14 protein-coding genes are annotated in these 17,691 nt (G+C 68.3%); 10 read left to right on the top strand and 4 right to left on the bottom strand.

The features are described 5' to 3' along the window. Positions 1-40: 40 nt before the first annotated feature. Together CFN17_RS00300 and CFN17_RS00295 are read right to left on the bottom strand one after the other, a co-directional pair. Complete coding sequence (locus tag CFN17_RS00300) at positions 41-238, bottom strand: Flp family type IVb pilin (RefSeq protein ID WP_261792288.1); 198 nt, start codon at positions 236-238, stop codon at positions 41-43. Between the two features lie 284 nt (positions 239-522). After that, complete coding sequence (locus CFN17_RS00295; RefSeq protein ID WP_261792287.1) at positions 523-1,185, bottom strand: A24 family peptidase; 663 nt, start codon at positions 1,183-1,185, stop codon at positions 523-525. Between the two features lie 365 nt (positions 1,186-1,550). On the opposite strand from CFN17_RS00295, the gene rplM reads away from it, so the two are divergent. The 3 genes from rplM (at position 1,551) to glmM (ending at position 4,015) form a co-directional block, all read left to right on the top strand. After that, a complete protein-coding gene (gene rplM, locus CFN17_RS00290) occupies positions 1,551-1,994 on the top strand; it encodes a 50S ribosomal protein L13 (protein ID WP_015937805.1) in 444 nt (147 codons plus the stop codon). Between the two features lie 36 nt (positions 1,995-2,030). After that, positions 2,031-2,540, top strand: a complete 510-nt coding sequence (gene rpsI / locus CFN17_RS00285; protein WP_208749405.1) for a 30S ribosomal protein S9 — start codon at positions 2,031-2,033, stop codon at positions 2,538-2,540. 113 nt (positions 2,541-2,653) lie between these two features. Beyond that, positions 2,654-4,015 (top strand): phosphoglucosamine mutase, encoded by a 1,362-nt coding sequence (gene glmM, locus CFN17_RS00280; protein ID WP_208749404.1) that lies wholly within the window; start codon positions 2,654-2,656, stop codon positions 4,013-4,015. A gap of 6 nt (positions 4,016-4,021) precedes the next feature. On the opposite strand, the gene CFN17_RS00275 is transcribed toward glmM, so the two are convergent. Both CFN17_RS00275 and coaA read right to left on the bottom strand, forming a co-directional pair. Then, positions 4,022-4,996, bottom strand: coding sequence for a D-alanyl-D-alanine carboxypeptidase family protein (locus CFN17_RS00275; protein ID WP_208749403.1), 975 nt, complete (start codon positions 4,994-4,996; stop codon positions 4,022-4,024). 5 nt (positions 4,997-5,001) lie between these two features. Continuing rightward, positions 5,002-5,967 carry a type I pantothenate kinase gene (coaA, locus tag CFN17_RS00270; protein ID WP_208749402.1) on the bottom strand — a complete coding sequence of 322 codons (966 nt, stop codon included), beginning with the start codon at positions 5,965-5,967 and terminating at the stop codon, positions 5,002-5,004. A gap of 156 nt (positions 5,968-6,123) precedes the next feature. Between coaA and glmS the strand changes: the two genes are divergently transcribed. From glmS to mgrA, 7 genes are all read left to right on the top strand, one after another. Beyond that, complete coding sequence (gene glmS, locus CFN17_RS00265; RefSeq protein ID WP_208749401.1) at positions 6,124-8,016, top strand: glutamine--fructose-6-phosphate transaminase (isomerizing); 1,893 nt, start codon at positions 6,124-6,126, stop codon at positions 8,014-8,016. Between the two features lie 4 nt (positions 8,017-8,020). Then, complete coding sequence (locus CFN17_RS00260; RefSeq protein ID WP_208749400.1) at positions 8,021-8,368, top strand: holo-ACP synthase; 348 nt, start codon at positions 8,021-8,023, stop codon at positions 8,366-8,368. 62 nt (positions 8,369-8,430) lie between these two features. Continuing rightward, the gene (locus CFN17_RS00255) at positions 8,431-9,978 is read left to right on the top strand and encodes an NAD(P)H-hydrate epimerase (RefSeq protein ID WP_208749399.1); all 1,548 of its coding nucleotides are present in this window, start codon (positions 8,431-8,433) and stop codon (positions 9,976-9,978) included. Between the two features lie 91 nt (positions 9,979-10,069). Next, positions 10,070-12,445 carry a glycogen debranching protein GlgX gene (gene glgX, locus CFN17_RS00250; protein WP_208749398.1) on the top strand — a complete coding sequence of 792 codons (2,376 nt, stop codon included), beginning with the start codon at positions 10,070-10,072 and terminating at the stop codon, positions 12,443-12,445. After that, a complete protein-coding gene (gene treY / locus CFN17_RS00245; RefSeq protein WP_208749397.1) occupies positions 12,442-14,769 on the top strand; it encodes a malto-oligosyltrehalose synthase in 2,328 nt (775 codons plus the stop codon). Before glgX ends, treY begins: the two co-directional genes overlap by 4 nt. Before the next feature lie 37 nt (positions 14,770-14,806). Further along, complete coding sequence (treZ, locus tag CFN17_RS00240; protein WP_208749396.1) at positions 14,807-16,585, top strand: malto-oligosyltrehalose trehalohydrolase; 1,779 nt, start codon at positions 14,807-14,809, stop codon at positions 16,583-16,585. A gap of 15 nt (positions 16,586-16,600) precedes the next feature. After that, entirely contained in the window at positions 16,601-17,638 is a 1,038-nt protein-coding gene (gene mgrA, locus CFN17_RS00235) for an L-glyceraldehyde 3-phosphate reductase (protein WP_208749395.1), read from the top strand. Positions 17,639-17,691 lie beyond the last annotated feature (53 nt).

The raw sequence follows: 17,691 nt of genomic DNA, 5'->3' as shown, positions 1-17,691 counted from the left end.
GGTGTTGCTGAGACCTGCGAGGGTGCTTCGACGCCGTGACCTACTTGTTGGCCCAGCCCTTTACGGTGGTGCCGAGGCCATCAAACCAGGTGTTCAGTTCGCCGCCGAAGGCGGTGACGCCGGCGATGATACCGAAGGCGATGAATGCCACCAGCAGCGAGTATTCCGTGGCCGTGGCGCCCTTTTCGGATGCGAGCTTGTCCTTGACGCCGGCGATGAAAGAAAGCATTGAGACCATGAGACCAGTCATTTTATTTTTTTCCTTTTCCAGAGTGGGAGTAATAAACGAATTTCCGGCAAATCCCCGATTGCTTATTTGCTGGAGCTTCGTTGGAACAACATTTGCACGGCCGGCAACGGGGCTGCAATGAAGTTCGATACTCGACTTTTGGAAGGAAATTGGGGGCACCACCTGCCCGCAAATGAGGGGTGTACTCAGTTTCCAAGTAGGCGCAGAGGCCGATTACTTGGTTTGATAAGCCGCCTTACTTAATCTGCGGCTGCGGGACGGCATGGTCCCACTTAGGGGAGCAGCAGGATGACGGCCAGGCCGGCCGCCAGCATTGCGGGGCCGTAGGGGACTTCCTTTGGCTTGTTTCCGCGGTTTTTGAGGACCGTGACGACCGACACGACGCCGCCGACCACGAATCCAAGTGCTCCGCCGTAGAACACTTGGGTCCAGCCCAAGTAGCCCAAGTACAGCCCAAGTGGTGCCGCCAGCTTCACATCGCCCATTCCGAGGCCGTTTCGGCTGGTCAGGGCCAGAAAGAGGTACAAAACGAACAATATTACGGCCCCGGCGATGCCCCGCAGCAGGTTTTCCGCAGCTCCCTGTGCTACCGCGGCGCCCGTCAGGAGCACCAGTCCGCCTCCCAGGAGGGGAAAAACCATCTTGTTTGGCAGCAGGTGGTGGATCAGGTCGATCCGTGCCAGCTGCACGCCGGCGACCGCCAGCAACACGAAGGCGGCAAGTTCGGGGGCCGGCCCGAACCGCCATGCCAGCAATGCGGACAGAATAAAGGTGACCGCCGCCGTCGTACTTCCTGTCCCTAAAGTGCGGGAACCGGCAAGGTGCGGCAGCATCCGCTGCAGGGCGACGCCGGCCACCAGCGCCAGGACGGCGCCGGCGGCGCCGATCCCCAGGATGAACAGCGGGGACGCGGAGCCGGCGGCGGTGTAAGGCACGGTTCCTCCAGGGATGCGACGGGCCGGTGCGCGGCCGGGGTGAAGAGGCGTGCCGGAGAGCAATCACTGGCAGCGGACAATGGCAGTATGCACCGGCGCTCAAGGCCGTACGCATCCGGACACGCCATTTTGACCCAAGAGACTGCGGCAGGCTATTCTTGGTAGTCGTTGTGCGTGTCCTATCTCGATGGTGCGTGCCCGCTTGAGAATCCGGTTGCAGGATAACTACTCAACGTGCACATTCGAGACCTCAGGATGACTGGTTACATAGAGCCCTCACCTCTGTTCCGGTAGCGCATAGATAGTAGGCGCACCCCGCGTGACGCCTAAAACAAGAACGCCAGAACAAGAACGAGGCAAACACCGTGCGTACGTACACCCCGAAGCCCGGCGATATCAACCGCCAGTGGCACGTCATTGACGCCACCGACGTTGTCCTTGGTCGTCTCGCCAGCCAGACCGCAATCCTGCTGCGCGGCAAGCACAAGGCCACCTTTGCGTCCCACATGGACATGGGCGACTTCGTCATCATCATCAACGCTGAAAAGGTTGCCCTCACCGGCGCCAAGCTGGAGCAGAAGCGCGCATACCGCCACTCCGGCTACCCGGGCGGCCTGACCTCCGTCAACTACGCGGAGCTGCTGGAATCCAACCCGGTCCGCGCCGTGGAGAAGGCCATCAAGGGCATGCTCCCGAAGAACTCCCTCGCTGCCCAGCAGCTGGGCAAGCTGAAGGTGTACCGCGGTGCTGAGCACCCCCACGCCGCCCAGCAGCCCAAGACTTTCGAAATCACCCAGGTCGCCCAGTAGTCCTGGCCACCAACCAACTTTTTATCAAGGAGAATCGTGGCTCAGAACGAAGAACTGACCACCGAAGCCGTTGAGGCTGAGGAAAACCTGACCAGCTACACCTCGGAGAGCAACGCTGCTGAAGCAGCCGCGCCGAAGAAGGAACGCCCGGCCCTGACCGTTGCCGGCGCAGCTGTTGGCCGCCGCAAGGAAGCCGTCGCACGCGTCCGCGTTGTGCCGGGTTCCGGCAAGTGGACCATCAACGGCCGCGAGCTGGCGAACTACTTCCCGAACAAGCTGCACCAGCAGGACGTCAACGAGCCCTTCAAGATCCTCGATCTTGAAGGCGCCTACGACGTCATCGCCCGCATCCACGGCGGCGGCATCTCCGGCCAGGCCGGTGCGCTGCGCCTCGGCATCGCCCGTTCGCTGAATGAGATCGACGTCGAGAACAACCGCGCCACCCTGAAGAAGGCCGGTTACCTGCGTCGCGACGCCCGCGTGATCGAGCGCAAGAAGGCCGGTCTCAAGAAGGCCCGTAAGGCTCAGCAGTACTCGAAGCGTTAAGTTCGCTTCCAAGCGCTTCTGGCGCTTGCACGAAAGCCCGTTCCGCCACTCGGCGGGGCGGGCTTTCGCCGCTTAAGCCGGACTTGCCGCGGCCATCGACTAAACTTGACCCGATGTCTAGATTATTTGGAACAGATGGAGTCCGGGGCCTGGCGAACGGCCTGCTCACCGCAGAGCTCGCCTTGCAGCTGGCGCAGGCCGCCGCCGTCGTGCTCGGCCATGACCGCAACACGTCCGGCAACCGGCCCCGCGCGGTGGTGGCCAGGGACCCGCGGGCCAGCGGTGAATTCCTCGCCGCCGCGGTGGAAGCCGGTCTCTCCAGTTCCGGGATCGACGTCTACGACGCCGGCGTGCTGCCCACCCCGGCCGCGGCCTACCTCGTGGCGGACCTCGATGCCGACTTCGGTGTCATGATCTCCGCATCGCACAACCCCGCACCGGACAACGGCATCAAGTTCTTCGCCCGCGGCGGCCAGAAGCTGCCCGACGACGTCGAGGACGCCATCGAAGAGCAGCTGGGCAAGGAACCGTTCCGGCCTGTCGGCGGGGAGGTCGGCCGGCTGCAGCGCTTCGCTGACGCCGAGGACCGGTATATCGTCCACCTGCTCGGCACACTGCCGCACCGCCTTGACGGCCTGAAAGTGGTCCTCGACTGCGCCCACGGCGCTGCCAGCGGCTGTTCCCCGCAGGTGTTCAAGGACGCCGGTGCCGACGTGATCGTGATCGGCGCCGAACCGGACGGCCTCAACATCAACGACGGCGTCGGGTCCACCCACCTGGGCCCGCTCCAGCGCGCTGTGGTGGAACACGGCGCCGACCTCGGCATTGCCCACGACGGCGACGCCGACCGCTGCCTCGCCGTGGACCACGAAGGCAACGAGGTGGACGGCGACCAGATCATGGCGATCCTGGCGCTGGCCCTCAAGGCCTCCGGAAAGCTCAGGGACGATGTCCTCGTGGCGACCGTGATGAGCAACCTCGGGCTCAAGCTTGCCCTGCGTGACGCCGGGATCAGCCTGCGGGAAACCGGGGTTGGAGACCGCTACGTCCTGGAGGAAATGCGTGCCGGCGGTTACAGCCTTGGCGGCGAGCAGTCCGGACACGTGATTTTCGCCGAGCACGCCACCACCGGCGACGGCGTGCTGACAGGCCTGCAGCTGGCGGCACAGATTGCCCTCACCGGGCGCCCGCTCAAGGAGCTGTCCACCGTGATGGCCAAGCTTCCCCAGGTCCTCATCAACGTCAGGGGCGTGGACCGCACGCGGGTGAAGGGCGACACCGTGGTGGCCGAGGCTGTGGCCCTGGCCGAAGCTGAACTCGGCGACACCGGACGGGTGCTGCTGCGTCCCTCGGGCACCGAACCTGTGGTGCGCGTGATGGTGGAGGCCGGGGACCAGCAGACCGCCCGGGACGTCGCGGAGCGCCTCGCCCAGGTGGTCCGGACCGAACTCGCCCTGGCCCTCGTCTCGGACTAGCCCGACTTACAGGTACCCCGGGGCGGCCGGCAGGCCGAAGTACTCCTCGAGGGTGCCGATCCCGCGGGTGGACATGTCCCGTGCAGCCTCGACGCCGATGTACCGCAGGTGCCAAGGCTCGTAGAAGTATCCCGTGATGTCGTGCAGCATCCAGGGGTACCGGACCACGAAGCCGAAGCGGTGGGCGTTGGCCTTGGCCCAGACGGCTGCCGGCTGTCCGGCAAAGCAGGGCTGGAAGCTGCACGCCCCGCCGCCGTCGCCGATATCGAATGACCAGCCCGTCTGGTGCTCGGAATAGCCCGGCCGCGCCGAGGCAGTGTCGGCCTCCGCCTGGCCCCGGGACCGCACGTAACTGCCGTAGGTGGCTGTCTGCGTCGCAAACGAGCGGTACCCGCTGGCCAGCGTGAGGACCACTCCGTCCGCCGCCGCCGCGGCAAACATCTTAACCGCCGCTGCCGCCGTCGTGCTGTTCAGCAGTGCGGCCTCGCCGGAGGTCGCCAGCCGGACGGCGGGGCGGACCAGGTCCGGCGGCACGAAGGCCGCGGGGGTGAGTGGCCGGTGCTTGTTGACCACCACCCAGGGGCTCCGGGGGTCCGTGAGTGAATGTTTTGGGCCGGGCGCTGCTGCCGACGGCGGCGTGGCTGGCGGCGCGGCCGACGTCGGGGCCGCCGCGGCGGAGGGGGAGGGGGCTGCCGCCGTCCCGCCTGCCGGTACCGGCCCCGACGTTGCGGAAGCGGATGCGGCGGCACCGGCCGGCGGCGTCGCAGAGATGGTCGCGGGGGGTGTGCCGGGTGCCGGCGCCGGTGTTCCGGGGCCGGGCGAGGGGGACGCCTGTTCGGGGGTGCAGGCGGTGCAGGCAGCCAGTGCTGCGAGACCCGTGCCCGCCAGCAGGAGGCGGGTGAACGCCCGGCGGCTCGGTCCGGCGCCGGGCCGGACTGCTGGCTGCCGTCCCGCTGCGTCACCGCCGCCGTCGTAGCACACGTGTGCTAAACCTTCCTCAGCAGCATCCGCCGGATGGAATGGTCGGCATCCTTGGTCAGGACCAGTTGCGCCCGGCCCCGGGTCGGGAGGACGTTCTCCTCGAGGTTGGGCTCGTTGATCCGCTTCCAGATCCCGCGCGCGGTCTCCTCGGCCTCGGCGTCAGACAGGGTGGCGTAGCGGTGGAAGTATGATTCCGGCTGGGCGAAGGCGGTGCTCCGCAGTTTGCGGAAGCGGTCCACGTACCATTCCTCGATATACGAGGTCTTGGCGTCGACGTAGATGGAGAAGTCGAAGAAGTCACTCAGGGCGAGCCCCTGCCGGCCGTCCTGCCGCGCCCGGGCCGGGGCCAGGACGTTCAGGCCCTCCACGATCAGCACGTCCGGCCGCCGGACTACTACTTCCTTGCCCGGGACGATGTCGTAGGTGACGTGGGAGTACCAGGGGGCCCGGACTTCCTCGGCGCCGCTCTTGATTTCGCTCACAAAGCGCAGCAGGGACCGGCGGTCATAGGACTCCGGGAAGCCCTTGCGCTCCAGCAGCTGCCGGCGCTTGAGCTCGGCCAGCGGGTAGAGGAAGCCGTCCGTGGTGATGAGCTCCACATTCGGGGTCCCCGGCCAGCGCCGGAGCATTTCCCGCAGGACGCGGGCGATCGTGGACTTGCCGACTGCCACCGAGCCGGCGACGCCGATCACGAACGGCGTGCGCTGGGTCGATTCGCCGAGGAACGTTGTGGTGGCCGCGTGCAGCTGGCCGGCGGCCTCCACATACAGGTGCAGCAGGCGGGACAGCGGCAGGTAGACCTCGCGCACTTCCTTGATGTCCAGAGGGTCGCCGAGGCCGCGCAGGCGGAACACGTCCTCTTCATTAAGGGGCTGCTCCATCTGGGCGGCGAGCCGGGACCAGGTCTGCCGGTCCAGCTCCACGAACGGGGAGACACCTTCCCCGGTCGCTTCATTGCGTTGCAAAGTCACCCTAGAGATTCTGCCCCTCGCGGCGCCGAGAGCGAAATGGACCGGCCGGTGGGGGCAGGAATGGCCTCGCCGCGCGGCGTGCGGCCGTCCAGTTTCCGGGCCGCAGCACGCCCTGTCCCGCGTCGTCGCCCCCGGAAACCCGATAGGCTTGGGACCATGTGTGGAATCGTTGGATATGTGGGCCACTCAGATGGCCGGGTAAATGCTGGACACAATGCCCTGGATGTTGTCCTTGAAGGGCTGCGGCGCCTGGAGTACCGGGGCTACGACTCCGCAGGCATCGCAGTGGTTGCCGACGGCACCATTTCATCCCGGAAGAAGTCCGGCAAGCTGAGCAACCTCGTCGCCGAGCTCGAGGCTAGGCCGCTGCCGGAATCCCTGACGGGGATCGGGCACACCCGCTGGGCAACGCACGGCGGCCCGACGGACCAGAACGCCCACCCGCACCTGTCCGACGGCGGCAAGCTGGCGCTGATCCACAACGGCATCATCGAGAACTTCGCCGAACTCAAGCAGGAACTCCTGCGCAAGGGCGTGACCTTCCAGTCCGAGACCGACACCGAAGTGGCCGCCGCCCTGCTGGGCGACATCTACCGCAACCAGCTTGGCGGTGACGCGGCCAAGGGCGGCCTCACCCGTGCCATGGAGCTGGCCTGCCAGCGGCTCGAAGGTGCCTTCACCCTGCTGGCCGTCCACGCCGACCAGCCTGACGTGGTGGTCGCGGCCCGCCGGAACTCCCCGCTCGTGGTGGGCCTGGGCGAGGGCGAGAACTTCCTCGGCTCCGACGTCTCCGGCTTCATCGACTACACCCGGCGCGCCGTGGAGCTCGGCCAGGACCAGATCGTCACGATCACCGCGGACTCCGTGGAGATCACCGACTTCTACGGTGCCCCCGCAGAAGGCAAGGAATACCACGTCAACTGGGACCCGGCTTCCGCGGAAAAGGGCGGCTTCCCGTCCTTCATGGAGAAGGAGATCCACGACCAGCCGGACGCCGTGCTGCAGACCCTGCTGGGCCGCTCCGACATCCACGGCCGGCTGACGCTGGACGAGCTCCGGGTTGACCCGGAGCTGCTCAAGAGCGTCGACAAGATCATCGTCCTGGCCTGCGGCACCTCCGCCTACGCCGGGCAGGTGGCCAAGTACGCGATCGAACACTGGTGCCGGATCCCCACCGAGGTCGAACTCTCGCACGAATTCCGCTACCGGGACCCGATCGTGGACGAGAACACCCTGATCGTCTCCATCTCCCAGTCCGGCGAAACCATGGACACCCTCATGGCGGTCCGCTACGCCAAGGAACAGGGCGCCAAGACGGTCTCCATCTGCAACACCAACGGCTCCACCATCCCGCGGGAATCGGACGCCGTGCTTTACACCCACGCCGGCCCTGAAATCGCCGTCGCTTCCACCAAGGCCTTCCTCGCCCAGATCACGGCCGCCTACCTGCTGGGCCTTTATTTGGCACAGCTGCGCGGTAACAAATTCCAGGGCGAGATCAAGGACATCCTGGCCGACCTCGGCAAGATTCCCGCCAAGATCCAGGACATCCTCGACAACGAGGACCAGATCAAGGAACTCGGCCGGTCCATGGCCGACGCCAAGTCCGTGCTGTTCCTGGGCCGCCACGTCGGGTTCCCGGTGGCGATGGAAGGCGCGCTGAAGCTCAAGGAGCTTGCGTACATCCACGCCGAGGGCTTCGCCGCCGGCGAGCTCAAGCACGGCCCGATCGCCCTGATCGAGGAAGGCCAGCCGGTGTTCGTGGTGGTCCCGTCGCCGCGCGGCCGCGATTCCCTGCACTCCAAGGTGGTCTCCAACATCCAGGAAGTCCGTGCCCGCGGCGCCCGGACGATTGTGATCGCGGAGGAAGGCGACGAGGCCGTCAAGGCGTACGCCGAGCACGTCTTCTACATCCCGGAGACGCCCACGCTGCTGGCTCCGCTGCTGGCGACCGTGCCGCTGCAGATCTTCGCCCTCGAACTCGCCTCGGCCAAGGGATACGACGTGGACCAGCCTCGCAACCTGGCCAAGAGCGTGACCGTAGAATAACGCCATGATTGTTGGCATTGGCGTAGACGTCGTAGACATTGAGCGGTTCGGCCGTCAGCTCGAGCGCACCCCCGGGCTGCGCGACCGGCTGTTCGTGCCGGCCGAGCGGGACCTGAACACACGCTCCCTTGCCGCACGGTTCGCGGCCAAGGAAGCCGTGGCCAAGGTGCTGGGGGCCCCCGCCGGCATGAACTGGCAGGACTGCTGGATCGGTCTGGACCAGAACGGCCCCACGGTGCAGGTCAAGGGCACCGTCCTGGCCGTGGCGGAGTCCAAGGGCGTCAAACGCTGGCACCTGTCGATGAGCCATGACGGCGGGATCGCCACTGCGACGGTCATCGCCGAAGGCTGAGCATCACGGTCTGAGCAGCACCGGGCACCTTCCAGCCACCGCACCGCGAACGGACTGAAAACATGATCAGCGCCTATACCGGAACCCAGATTCGAGACGCCGAGAAACCGTTTCTCGACGACAGCCTGGGTTCCGGTGCGGGCGCTGTTCTCATGCAGCGGGCCGCCCATGGCCTCGCCAACGCCGTGATCGGCGCCCTGCGCGGCCGCGGACGGCGGCTGTACGGGGCCAGCGTCGCCGTCCTTGCCGGCAAAGGCAACAACGGCGGCGACGGTCTTTTCGCCGCCGCGCTGCTGGCCCGCCGCGGGATCCGGACGACGGCGGTGCTCACGGCCGGCGCCGCCCACGACGCCGGACTTGCGGCGTTCCGGAAAGCCGGCGGCCACGCCGTGGCCCTCACCGCCGACAACGTTGCCGAACTCGCCGCGATGGCCGGCGCCGCCGACGTCGTGATCGACGCGGTGCTGGGGACCGGAGCACAGGGCGGCCTGCGGGGACCGGCCGCCGACCTGGTCCACTTTCTGGCGCGCGCCCTGGAACGCGCCCGGCCCGGCCGGTCCGCTCTGGTAGTAGCCTGTGACATCCCCAGCGGCGTCGACGCGGACACCGGCGAGGCGCACGCGCCCGTGCTGGCCGCCGACCTCACGGTGACGTTCGGCGCGGCGAAGGCCGGGCTGCTCGCCGACCCCGGCGCCGACTTCAGCGGCAGCGTGCAGGTAGTCCCGATCGGCATTGAGCAGGAACTGCCGTGGCCTGCCCTGCAGCGGCTGGAGGCCGGGGATCTGTCCGCCCTGCTGCCCCGCCCGGCGCGGCGCGCCCACAAATACACCCGGGGCGTGCTGGGCGTGGTGGCCGGGACGGCGGCCTATCCCGGTGCCGCGGTGCTGGCGTGCAAGGGCGCCCTGGCGGCCGGCGTCGGGATGGTGCGCTACCTGGGACCGCCCGCCGTCGCGGACCTGGTCCGGCAAGCGTGCCCCGAAGTGGTGTGCAGCACCGGAACCGTGGCCGGGACGCACGTCCAGGCCTGGCTCGTCGGCTCCGGGCTGGATGACTCCGATGAGCAGCAGCTGCAGCGCTGCCGTGACGCCGCGGACTCGGGCCTGCCGACGGTTGCCGACGCCGGCGCCCTGCCGGCCCTGCCCGAGGTGCTGGCCCCGCAGGTGATCCTGACACCCCATGCCGGCGAACTCGCGGCCCTGCTGCAGCGCCTCGGGGTAGCGATGGACCGCTCCGACGTGGAGGCGGCCACGCTCGCTGCGGTCCGCAGGGCCGCGGGCCTGACCGAAGCCACAGTGCTGCTCAAGGGCGCGACCACCCTCGTCGCCTCCCCGTTCCAGGACTTCTACAGCCAGGCCGAAGGCACGCCCTGGATCGCCACCGCAGGCAGCGGGGACGTCCTGGCCGGAATGACCGGTGCGCTGCTCGCCCAGCTGGGAACCGACGTCGCGCGCTTCGGCGAACACGGCATCGATCCCGACCAGCGGTGGGCGGCCATCGCCGCCATGGCGGCCAGCCTGCACGGCCGCGCCGGCGTCCGGGCCTCCGCCGGGGGCCCGGTGACGGCCAGCGGCATCGCCGAGGCAGCCCGGGAGGTGATGCGGGAGCTGTAACAATCGGGCGCGTTCAGTGCGCCCTGACAATTACTAACCCTACTTACAAGTAGTCTGTCTAGAGATTATCCGTCACGCACTAGGAGTACACATGGAAGTCTGGCCCGGAACGGCTTACCCGCTGGGAGCCACTTTTGACGGCACTGGCACCAACTTTGCCCTGTTCAGCGAGCGCGCCGAGCGCGTGGAACTGTGCCTCCTGGCTGACGACCTGAGCGAAACCCGAATCGAGATGACCGAGGTCGACGGCTACGTCTGGCACTGCTACCTGCCGCAGATCCAGCCCGGCCAGAAGTACGGCTACCGGGTCCACGGGCCCTACGATCCCGACACCGGCAACCGGTTCAACCCCAACAAACTGCTCCTGGACCCGTACGCCAAGGCCATCCAGGGCCAGATCGACTGGGACCCGGCGCTCTTTTCCTACAACTTTGGGGACCCCGCGTCCCGCAACGACGCCGATTCGGCCCCGCACACCATGCACGGCGTCGTCATCAACCCGTTCTTCGACTGGGACGGCGACCGTCAGTTGCGCATTCCGTACCACGAGTCGGTCATCTACGAAGCCCACGTCAAGGGCCTGACCGAGCTGCACGAGGAGGTCCCGGAAGAGCAGCGCGGCACCTACGCCGGCGTGGCCCACCCCGCCGTGATCGAGCACCTGAAGAAGCTCGGCATCACCGCCGTTGAACTCATGCCCGTGCACCAGTTCGTCAACGACGGCACCCTCGTGGAAAAGGGCCTGAACAACTACTGGGGCTACAACACGATCGGGTTCTTCGCCCCGCAAAACACGTACAGCTCCACCGGCGATGTCGGGCATCAGGTGCAGGAGTTCAAAGCGATGGTCCGGGACCTGCACAAGGCCGGCATCGAAGTGATCCTGGACGTGGTGTACAACCACACCGCCGAAGGCAACCACCTCGGCCCCACCCTCTCTTTCAAGGGCATCGACAACGCCGCCTACTACCGGCTGGTGGACGGCGACCTGAAGCACTACATGGACTACACCGGCACCGGCAACTCGCTCAACGTCCGGCACCCGCATTCCCTGCAGCTGCTCATGGACTCGCTGCGCTACTGGGTCACGGAAATGCACGTGGACGGATTCCGCTTCGACCTCGCCTCCACGCTGGCCCGCGAATTCTACGACGTCGACAAGCTCTCCACCTTCTTCGAACTCATCCAACAGGACCCGATCGTCTCCCAGGTCAAGCTGATCGCCGAGCCCTGGGACGTGGGCCCCGGCGGCTACCAGGTGGGCAACTTCCCGCCGCAATGGACCGAATGGAACGGCAAGTACCGCGACACCGTCCGTGACTTCTGGCGCGGCGAGCCGTCGACACTCGGCGAGTTCGCCTCGCGGCTGACCGGCTCGGCCGACCTCTACGAGAGCTCGGCCCGGCGGCCGGTGGCCTCGATCAACTTCGTCACGGCCCACGACGGTTTCACCATGCTCGACCTCGTTTCCTACAACGAGAAGCACAACGACGCCAACGGGGAGGGCAACAACGACGGCGAATCGCACAACCGCTCGTGGAACTGCGGCGCCGAAGGCGACACCGACGACGACGCCGTCCTGACGCTGCGCGCCCGCCAGCAGCGCAACTTCATTGCGACGCTCCTGCTCTCGCAGGGCGTGCCGATGATCCTGCACGGCGACGAGCTCGGCCGCACCCAGCAGGGCAACAACAACACCTATTGCCAGGATTCCGAACTGAGCTGGGTGCACTGGGATTCCGCGGACCAGCCGCTCGTGGAATTCACGGCCATGGTCAACAAGATCCGCCGAGACCACCCGATCTTCCGGCGCAGCCGCTTCTTTGACGGCCGGCCGGTGCGCCGCGGCGAGGGCGAGAAGCTGCCCGACATCGTCTGGCTCAACACCGACGGCAAGGAAATGCTGCCGGAGGACTGGGACAGCGGTTTCGGCCGGACCATCGGGGTGTTCTACAACGGCCACGGCATCCAGGAACAGGATTCGCGCGGCCGCCGGATCACCGATGACAGCTTCATCCTGGCCTTCAACGCCCACGACGATTCCGTGGACTTCCTGCTCCCGTCCGAGGAATACTCGCCGTTCTGGGACCTCATGGTGGACACCGCCGACGGCGACACCGACGAGCCGCTCAAGGCCGGGTCCGTCCTGTCGCTGGCGGCGAAGTCCCTCGTGGTGCTGCGCTCCTACTCGGGCCCGGAAGTGGAGGTGGACTATTCCGCCGCCGCGTCCCTGGCCGCGCGGGCCGAGGCTCCCGCCGACGAGGCGCCGGCTGACTCGGCTCCGGAGGAAGCCCCCGTTGAAGAGGCTCCTACCGAAGAAGCCCCGGTTGACGAGGCTCCCGCCGACCCGGACGCCGCGCCCGCGCCGGAAGCTGGCGCCGAAACCGGGCCGGCGGCCGACCCGGAGCCCGCGCCCAAGGCGAAGCCGGCCAAGAAGCAGCGGTCCAAAAAGGGCCCGGCTTCGTGAGGACGCCGGCCTCGACGTACCGGCTGCAGATCCGGCCCGGCTTCACGCTGCAGGATGCCGCGCGGATCGTGCCCTACCTGAAATCGCTGGGCGTGGACTGGATCTACCTCTCGCCCATCCTGACGGCGGAACGGGGCTCGGACCACGGTTACGACGTCACCGATCCCTCCGCCGTCGACCCGGACCGAGGCGGCCCGGAGGGCCTGCTGGCGGCATCGGCGGCGGCACGGGAGGCCGGCATGGGCGTGCTGGTCGACATCGTGCCCAACCACGTGGGTGTCGCGACCCCGGTGCAGAACCCGTGGTGGTGGTCCCTGCTGAAGGAGGGGCGGCAGTCCCGCTACGCACAGGCGTTCGACGTCGACTGGGACTTTGGCGGCGGCCGCGTCCGCATCCCCGTGCTGGGCGACGACTCGGACGTGGACGCGCTGCAGATCCGTGACGGCGAGCTGCGCTACTACGACCACCGGTTTCCGCTGGCCGAGGGCACCTTCACCGCAGGTGACCCTACTGCCGACGATCCCCGCGAGGTCCACGACCGGCAGCACTATGAGCTGATCGGCTGGCGCCGGGCGGACACGGACCTGAACTACCGCCGGTTCTTTGCCGTCAACAGCCTTGCCGGGATCCGGGTGGAACTGCCCGAAGTCTTCGACGAGGCCCACGCGGAGGTGGCGCGCTGGTTCCGGGAAGGACTCGTGGACGGGCTGCGGATCGACCACCCGGACGGCCTCGCCGATCCGGAAGGCTACCTGCGCCGGCTGCGCGACGTGACCGGCGGCAGCTACCTGCTGATCGAGAAGATCCTGGAACCCGGAGAGGCCCTGCCGGCCGGTTTCCAGTGCGAGGGCACCACCGGCTACGACGCCCTCGCGGACGTGGACCGGGTGTTCGTCGACGCTGCCGGCCAGGGCCAGCTTGACGCCCTCGACGCCGAACTGCGCGGCGGCCAGGCGGCCGACTATGAGGAGATGATCCACGGGACCAAACGCCGGATCACCGACGGCATCCTGCACGCGGAAATGCTGCGGCTGGCCCGGCTGGTCCCCGCCGGCGCCGGCGGGGACCAGGACACCGCGGCGGACGCGCTGTCCGAGATTATTGCCGCGTTCCCGGTCTACCGCAGCTACCTTCCTGACGGCGCCGACGTGCTCCGGGAAGCCTGCGCGCTGGCCGCCCGGCGCCGCCCCGACCTGGGGGAGGCTATCGGCACGCTCCTGCCGCTGCTGCTGGACGCCGACGCCGAACTCGGCATCCGCTTCCAGCAGACCTCGGGCATGGTGATGGCCAAGGGCGTGGAGGACACCGCGTTCTTCCGCTACACCCGTCTGGGCACCCTCACGGAGGTCGGCGCCGACCCGACGGAGTTCGCGCTCACCCCGGAGGAGTTCCACACCAGGATGGCCCGCAGACAGGCCGAGCTTCCGCTGTCCATGACCACGCTGAGCACCCACGACACGAAGCGCAGTGAGGACACCCGCGCCCGGATCTCCGTCCTGGCCGAGCTGGCGCCGCAGTGGCAGGCGTCCCTGCGGCGACTGCAGGCGCTGGCACCCCTGCCCGACGGCCCGCTCAGCAACCTGCTGTGGCAGGCAATCGCGGGGGTCTGGCCGGCGGACCGGGACCGCCTGCAGTCCTACGCCCGGAAAGCGGCCCGGGAAGCCGGGAATTCAACCAACTGGATCGACCCGGACGAGGCCTTCGAAGCGAAGCTGGCCGCCGCCGTCGACGCCTGCTTCGACGACCCGGCCGTGACGGCGGAACTGGAATCGCTCGCGGGCCTGCTGGCCCCGTACGGTGCGGTCAATGCGCTGGGCGCCAAGCTGGTCCAGCTCACCATGCCCGGGGTGCCGGATGTCTATCAGGGCACCGAGTTCTGGGACCGGTCGCTGACCGACCCGGACAACCGGCGTCCGTTCGACTTCGGCGCCCGCCAGCGCGCCCTGGCGGCGCTCGACGCCGGTGAGCGTCCGGCGTCGTACCTTGACGAGGAAGCAAAGCTCCTGGTGACCTCGCGGGCGCTGCGCCTGCGGCGGGACCGGCCGGAACTGTTCACCGGGTACGCCCCGGTGACCGCCACGGGTGCCGCCGCCGGGCACCTGCTCGGCTTTGACCGCGGCTCCGGCACGGCCCCCGGCGCGATCACGCTCGCCACCCGGCTGCCCCGCGGACTCGAACAGCGCGGCGGCTGGCAGGACACCGCCATCCGGCTCGCCGCCGCCATGACCGATGAACTGACCGGCCGGACGCACGGCCCGGGCCCGGTGGCGGCGGGGGATATCCTGCGGGACTACCCGGTGGCCCTCCTCGTGCCGGCCGCCTGAGGCGCACGTCCTGACGAACCGATTGAGGGGAACGGCAATGACTCTGCCCGCACACGGGACCGCACGATTCGACCTCTGGGCACCGGAGGCGGACGCCGTCACGCTCGTCGCCGGCGGCGAGCGGTACCCCATGGTCCGCCGCGACGGCGCCGCCGGGGACCCGACGGCCGGCTGGTGGACGGCCCCCGGCGCGCCGGCGTCGGGGGACGTGGACTACGGATACCTGGTGGACGGGGACTCCACGCCGTTGCCGGACCCGCGGTCCCGGCGGCAGCCCGAGGGCGTGCACGCGCTCTCCCGCACGTTCGACGCCGGACAGCACCGCTGGACGGACGGGCAGTGGGCCGGCCGGGACCTCCGGGGCGCCGTCATCTACGAACTGCACGTCGGCACCTTCACCCCGGAGGGAACGCTGGACGCCGCGGCCGGGAAGCTGGACTACCTGGCCGGGCTCGGCATCGATTTCGTTGAACTGCTGCCGGTCAACGGGTTCAACGGCACGCACAACTGGGGCTACGACGGCGTCCTCTGGTACGCCGTGCATGAGGGCTACGGCGGCCCGGCCGCGTACCAGCGCTTCGTGGACGCCGCCCATGCCGCCGGCCTCGGCGTCATCCAGGACGTCGTCTACAACCACCTCGGCCCCAGCGGGAACTACCTCCCGCGGTTCGGGCCGTACCTCAAATCCGGGGAGGGCAACACCTGGGGCGACTCCGTCAACCTGGACGGCCCGGGGTCCGATGAGGTCCGCCGCTACATCCTGGACAACGCCGCAATGTGGCTAAGGGACTACCACGTGGACGGCCTGCGGCTGGACGCCGTGCACGCCTTCAGGGACGAGCGCGCGGTGCACCTGCTCGAGGAGTTCGGTGCGCTGGCCGATCAGGTCTCCGCGGAGACGGGGCGTCCGGCCACCATGATCGCGGAATCGGACCTGAACGATCCGCGCCTGCTTTACCCGCGGGACGCCAACGGCTACGGCCTGGCCGGGCAGTGGAGCGATGACTTCCACCACGCCGTCCACGTCAACGTCAGCGGCGAGGCCACCGGCTACTACGCCGACTTCGAGTCCCTGGCCGCCCTGGCCAAGGTCCTGGAACGCGGCTTCTTCCATGACGGCAGCTACTCCAGCTTCCGCGGCCGCCACCACGGCCGGCCCATCAGCCAGGCCCTGGTCCACCCTGCAGCGCTGGTGGTCTGCAGCCAGAACCACGACCAGGTCGGCAACCGGGCCACCGGGGACCGGCTGTCCCAGACCCTGGGCTACGGGCAGCTGGCGCTCGCCGCCGTCGCCACCCTGACCTCGCCGTTCACACCCATGCTCTTCATGGGCGAGGAATACGGGGCCACCACGCCCTGGCAGTTCTTCACCTCGCACCCGGAGCCCGAACTGGGCACAGCGACGGCCGAGGGCCGGATCAAGGAGTTCGAACGCATGGGGTGGGATGCCGCCGTCGTGCCCGATCCGCAGGACCCGCAGACCTTCACCCGGTCCAAACTGAACTGGGCCGAGGCCGGTGAAGGGGACCACGCCCGGCTCCTGGAGCTCTACCGGGCACTCATCGCGCTGCGCCGCAGCACACCGGACCTCGCGGGTGCAGGGTTCGGGGAGACCGCCGTCGACTTCAGCGAGGACGACGGCTGGCTCCGGCTGCGCCGCGGGTCCGCGGAAGTGGCGATGAACTTCTCCGCCGAAACCCGGCGGATACCCGTTGGCGGCGGCTCGCTCGCCCTGACCACCGACGACGGCGTCCTTCTCGACGCGGCCGGACGGCTTGAGCTCCCGGGCCACAGCGCCGCGATTCTCATCAACTAAGGCAGGATAAGACGTATGACTTATATGGCAGCGGACTCCCGCTACGACACCATGCCCTACCGCCGTGTGGGGCGCAGCGGCCTGAAACTCCCGGCCATCTCGCTGGGCCTGTGGCACAACTTCGGCGATGACAAGCCGTTCGAGGTCCAGCGCGCCATCCTGCGCCGCGCCTTCGACCTCGGCGTCACCCACTTTGACCTCGCCAACAACTACGGCCCGCCCTACGGCAGCGCCGAAACCAACTTCGGCCGCCACCTCAAGGACGACTTCGCCCCGTACCGCGACGAACTCGTCATTTCCAGCAAGGCCGGCTACGACATGTGGCCGGGCCCCTACGGCAACTTCGGCTCCCGCAAGTACCTGCTGGCCAGCCTGGACCAGTCCCTGAACCGGATGGGCCTGGACTACGTCGACATCTTCTACAGCCACCGTCCGGACCCCGAAACGCCGCTGGAAGAGACCATGGGCGCGCTGGACCAGGCCGTGCGCTCCGGCCGGGCACTCTACGCCGGCATTTCGTCCTACACCCCGGAGCAGACCCTCGAGGCGGCGCGGATCCTGAAGGACCTCGGCACCCCGCTGCTGATCCACCAGCCCAGCTACTCCATGCTGAACCGCTGGACCGAGAACGGCAGCCCCAACCTCTACGAGACGCTGGAGCAGGTGGGTGCCGGGTCCATCGCATTCTCGCCGCTGGCGCAGGGCATGCTCACCGACCGCTACCTCACGGGGATCCCCGCCGGGTCCCGCGCCGCGCAGCACAAGTCGCTGGACGAAGGCATGATCAGCGAGGAGAACCTCGCCCGCGTCCGCGGGCTGCAGCAGATCGCGCAGGGCCGCGGGCAGACGCTCGCCCAGATGGCCATCGCCTGGATTCTCCGCGAACAGGGCAAGGGCGCCTCCGTCACGTCGGCGCTGGTCGGCGCGTCCAGCGTCGCCCAGCTCGAGGACACCCTCGCCGCCACGAACAACCTGGAGTTCACCGCCGATGAGCTGACGGCGATCGACGAGTTCGCCGTCGAATCCGACATCAACCTGTGGGCGCAGAAGTAGGCCGCAGAAGTGGGCCGCAGGCCGGCCGTCACACACACCGCCGGGACCGCGGG

Origin of the sequence: Arthrobacter sp. PM3 (genome assembly GCF_003352915.1) — a bacterium.
Classification (GTDB): Bacteria; Actinomycetota; Actinomycetes; order Actinomycetales; family Micrococcaceae; genus Arthrobacter.
Note: the sequence above shows the minus strand (reverse complement) of the source record. Positions and strands in the feature narration are given on the sequence as shown.

Coding starts and splice junctions, on each gene's coding strand:
- glmS (WP_208749401.1), top strand. CDS start 6,124: ATGTGTGGAATCGTTGGATATGTGGGCCACTCAGATGGCCGGGTAAAT.
- glgX (WP_208749398.1), top strand. CDS start 10,070: ATGGAAGTCTGGCCCGGAACGGCTTACCCGCTGGGAGCCACTTTTGAC.
- CFN17_RS00300 (WP_261792288.1), bottom strand. CDS start 238: ATGGTCTCAATGCTTTCTTTCATCGCCGGCGTCAAGGACAAGCTCGCA.
- CFN17_RS00255 (WP_208749399.1), top strand. CDS start 8,431: ATGATCAGCGCCTATACCGGAACCCAGATTCGAGACGCCGAGAAACCG.
- glmM (WP_208749404.1), top strand. CDS start 2,654: ATGTCTAGATTATTTGGAACAGATGGAGTCCGGGGCCTGGCGAACGGC.
- CFN17_RS00260 (WP_208749400.1), top strand. CDS start 8,021: ATGATTGTTGGCATTGGCGTAGACGTCGTAGACATTGAGCGGTTCGGC.
- mgrA (WP_208749395.1), top strand. CDS start 16,601: ATGACTTATATGGCAGCGGACTCCCGCTACGACACCATGCCCTACCGC.
- treZ (WP_208749396.1), top strand. CDS start 14,807: ATGACTCTGCCCGCACACGGGACCGCACGATTCGACCTCTGGGCACCG.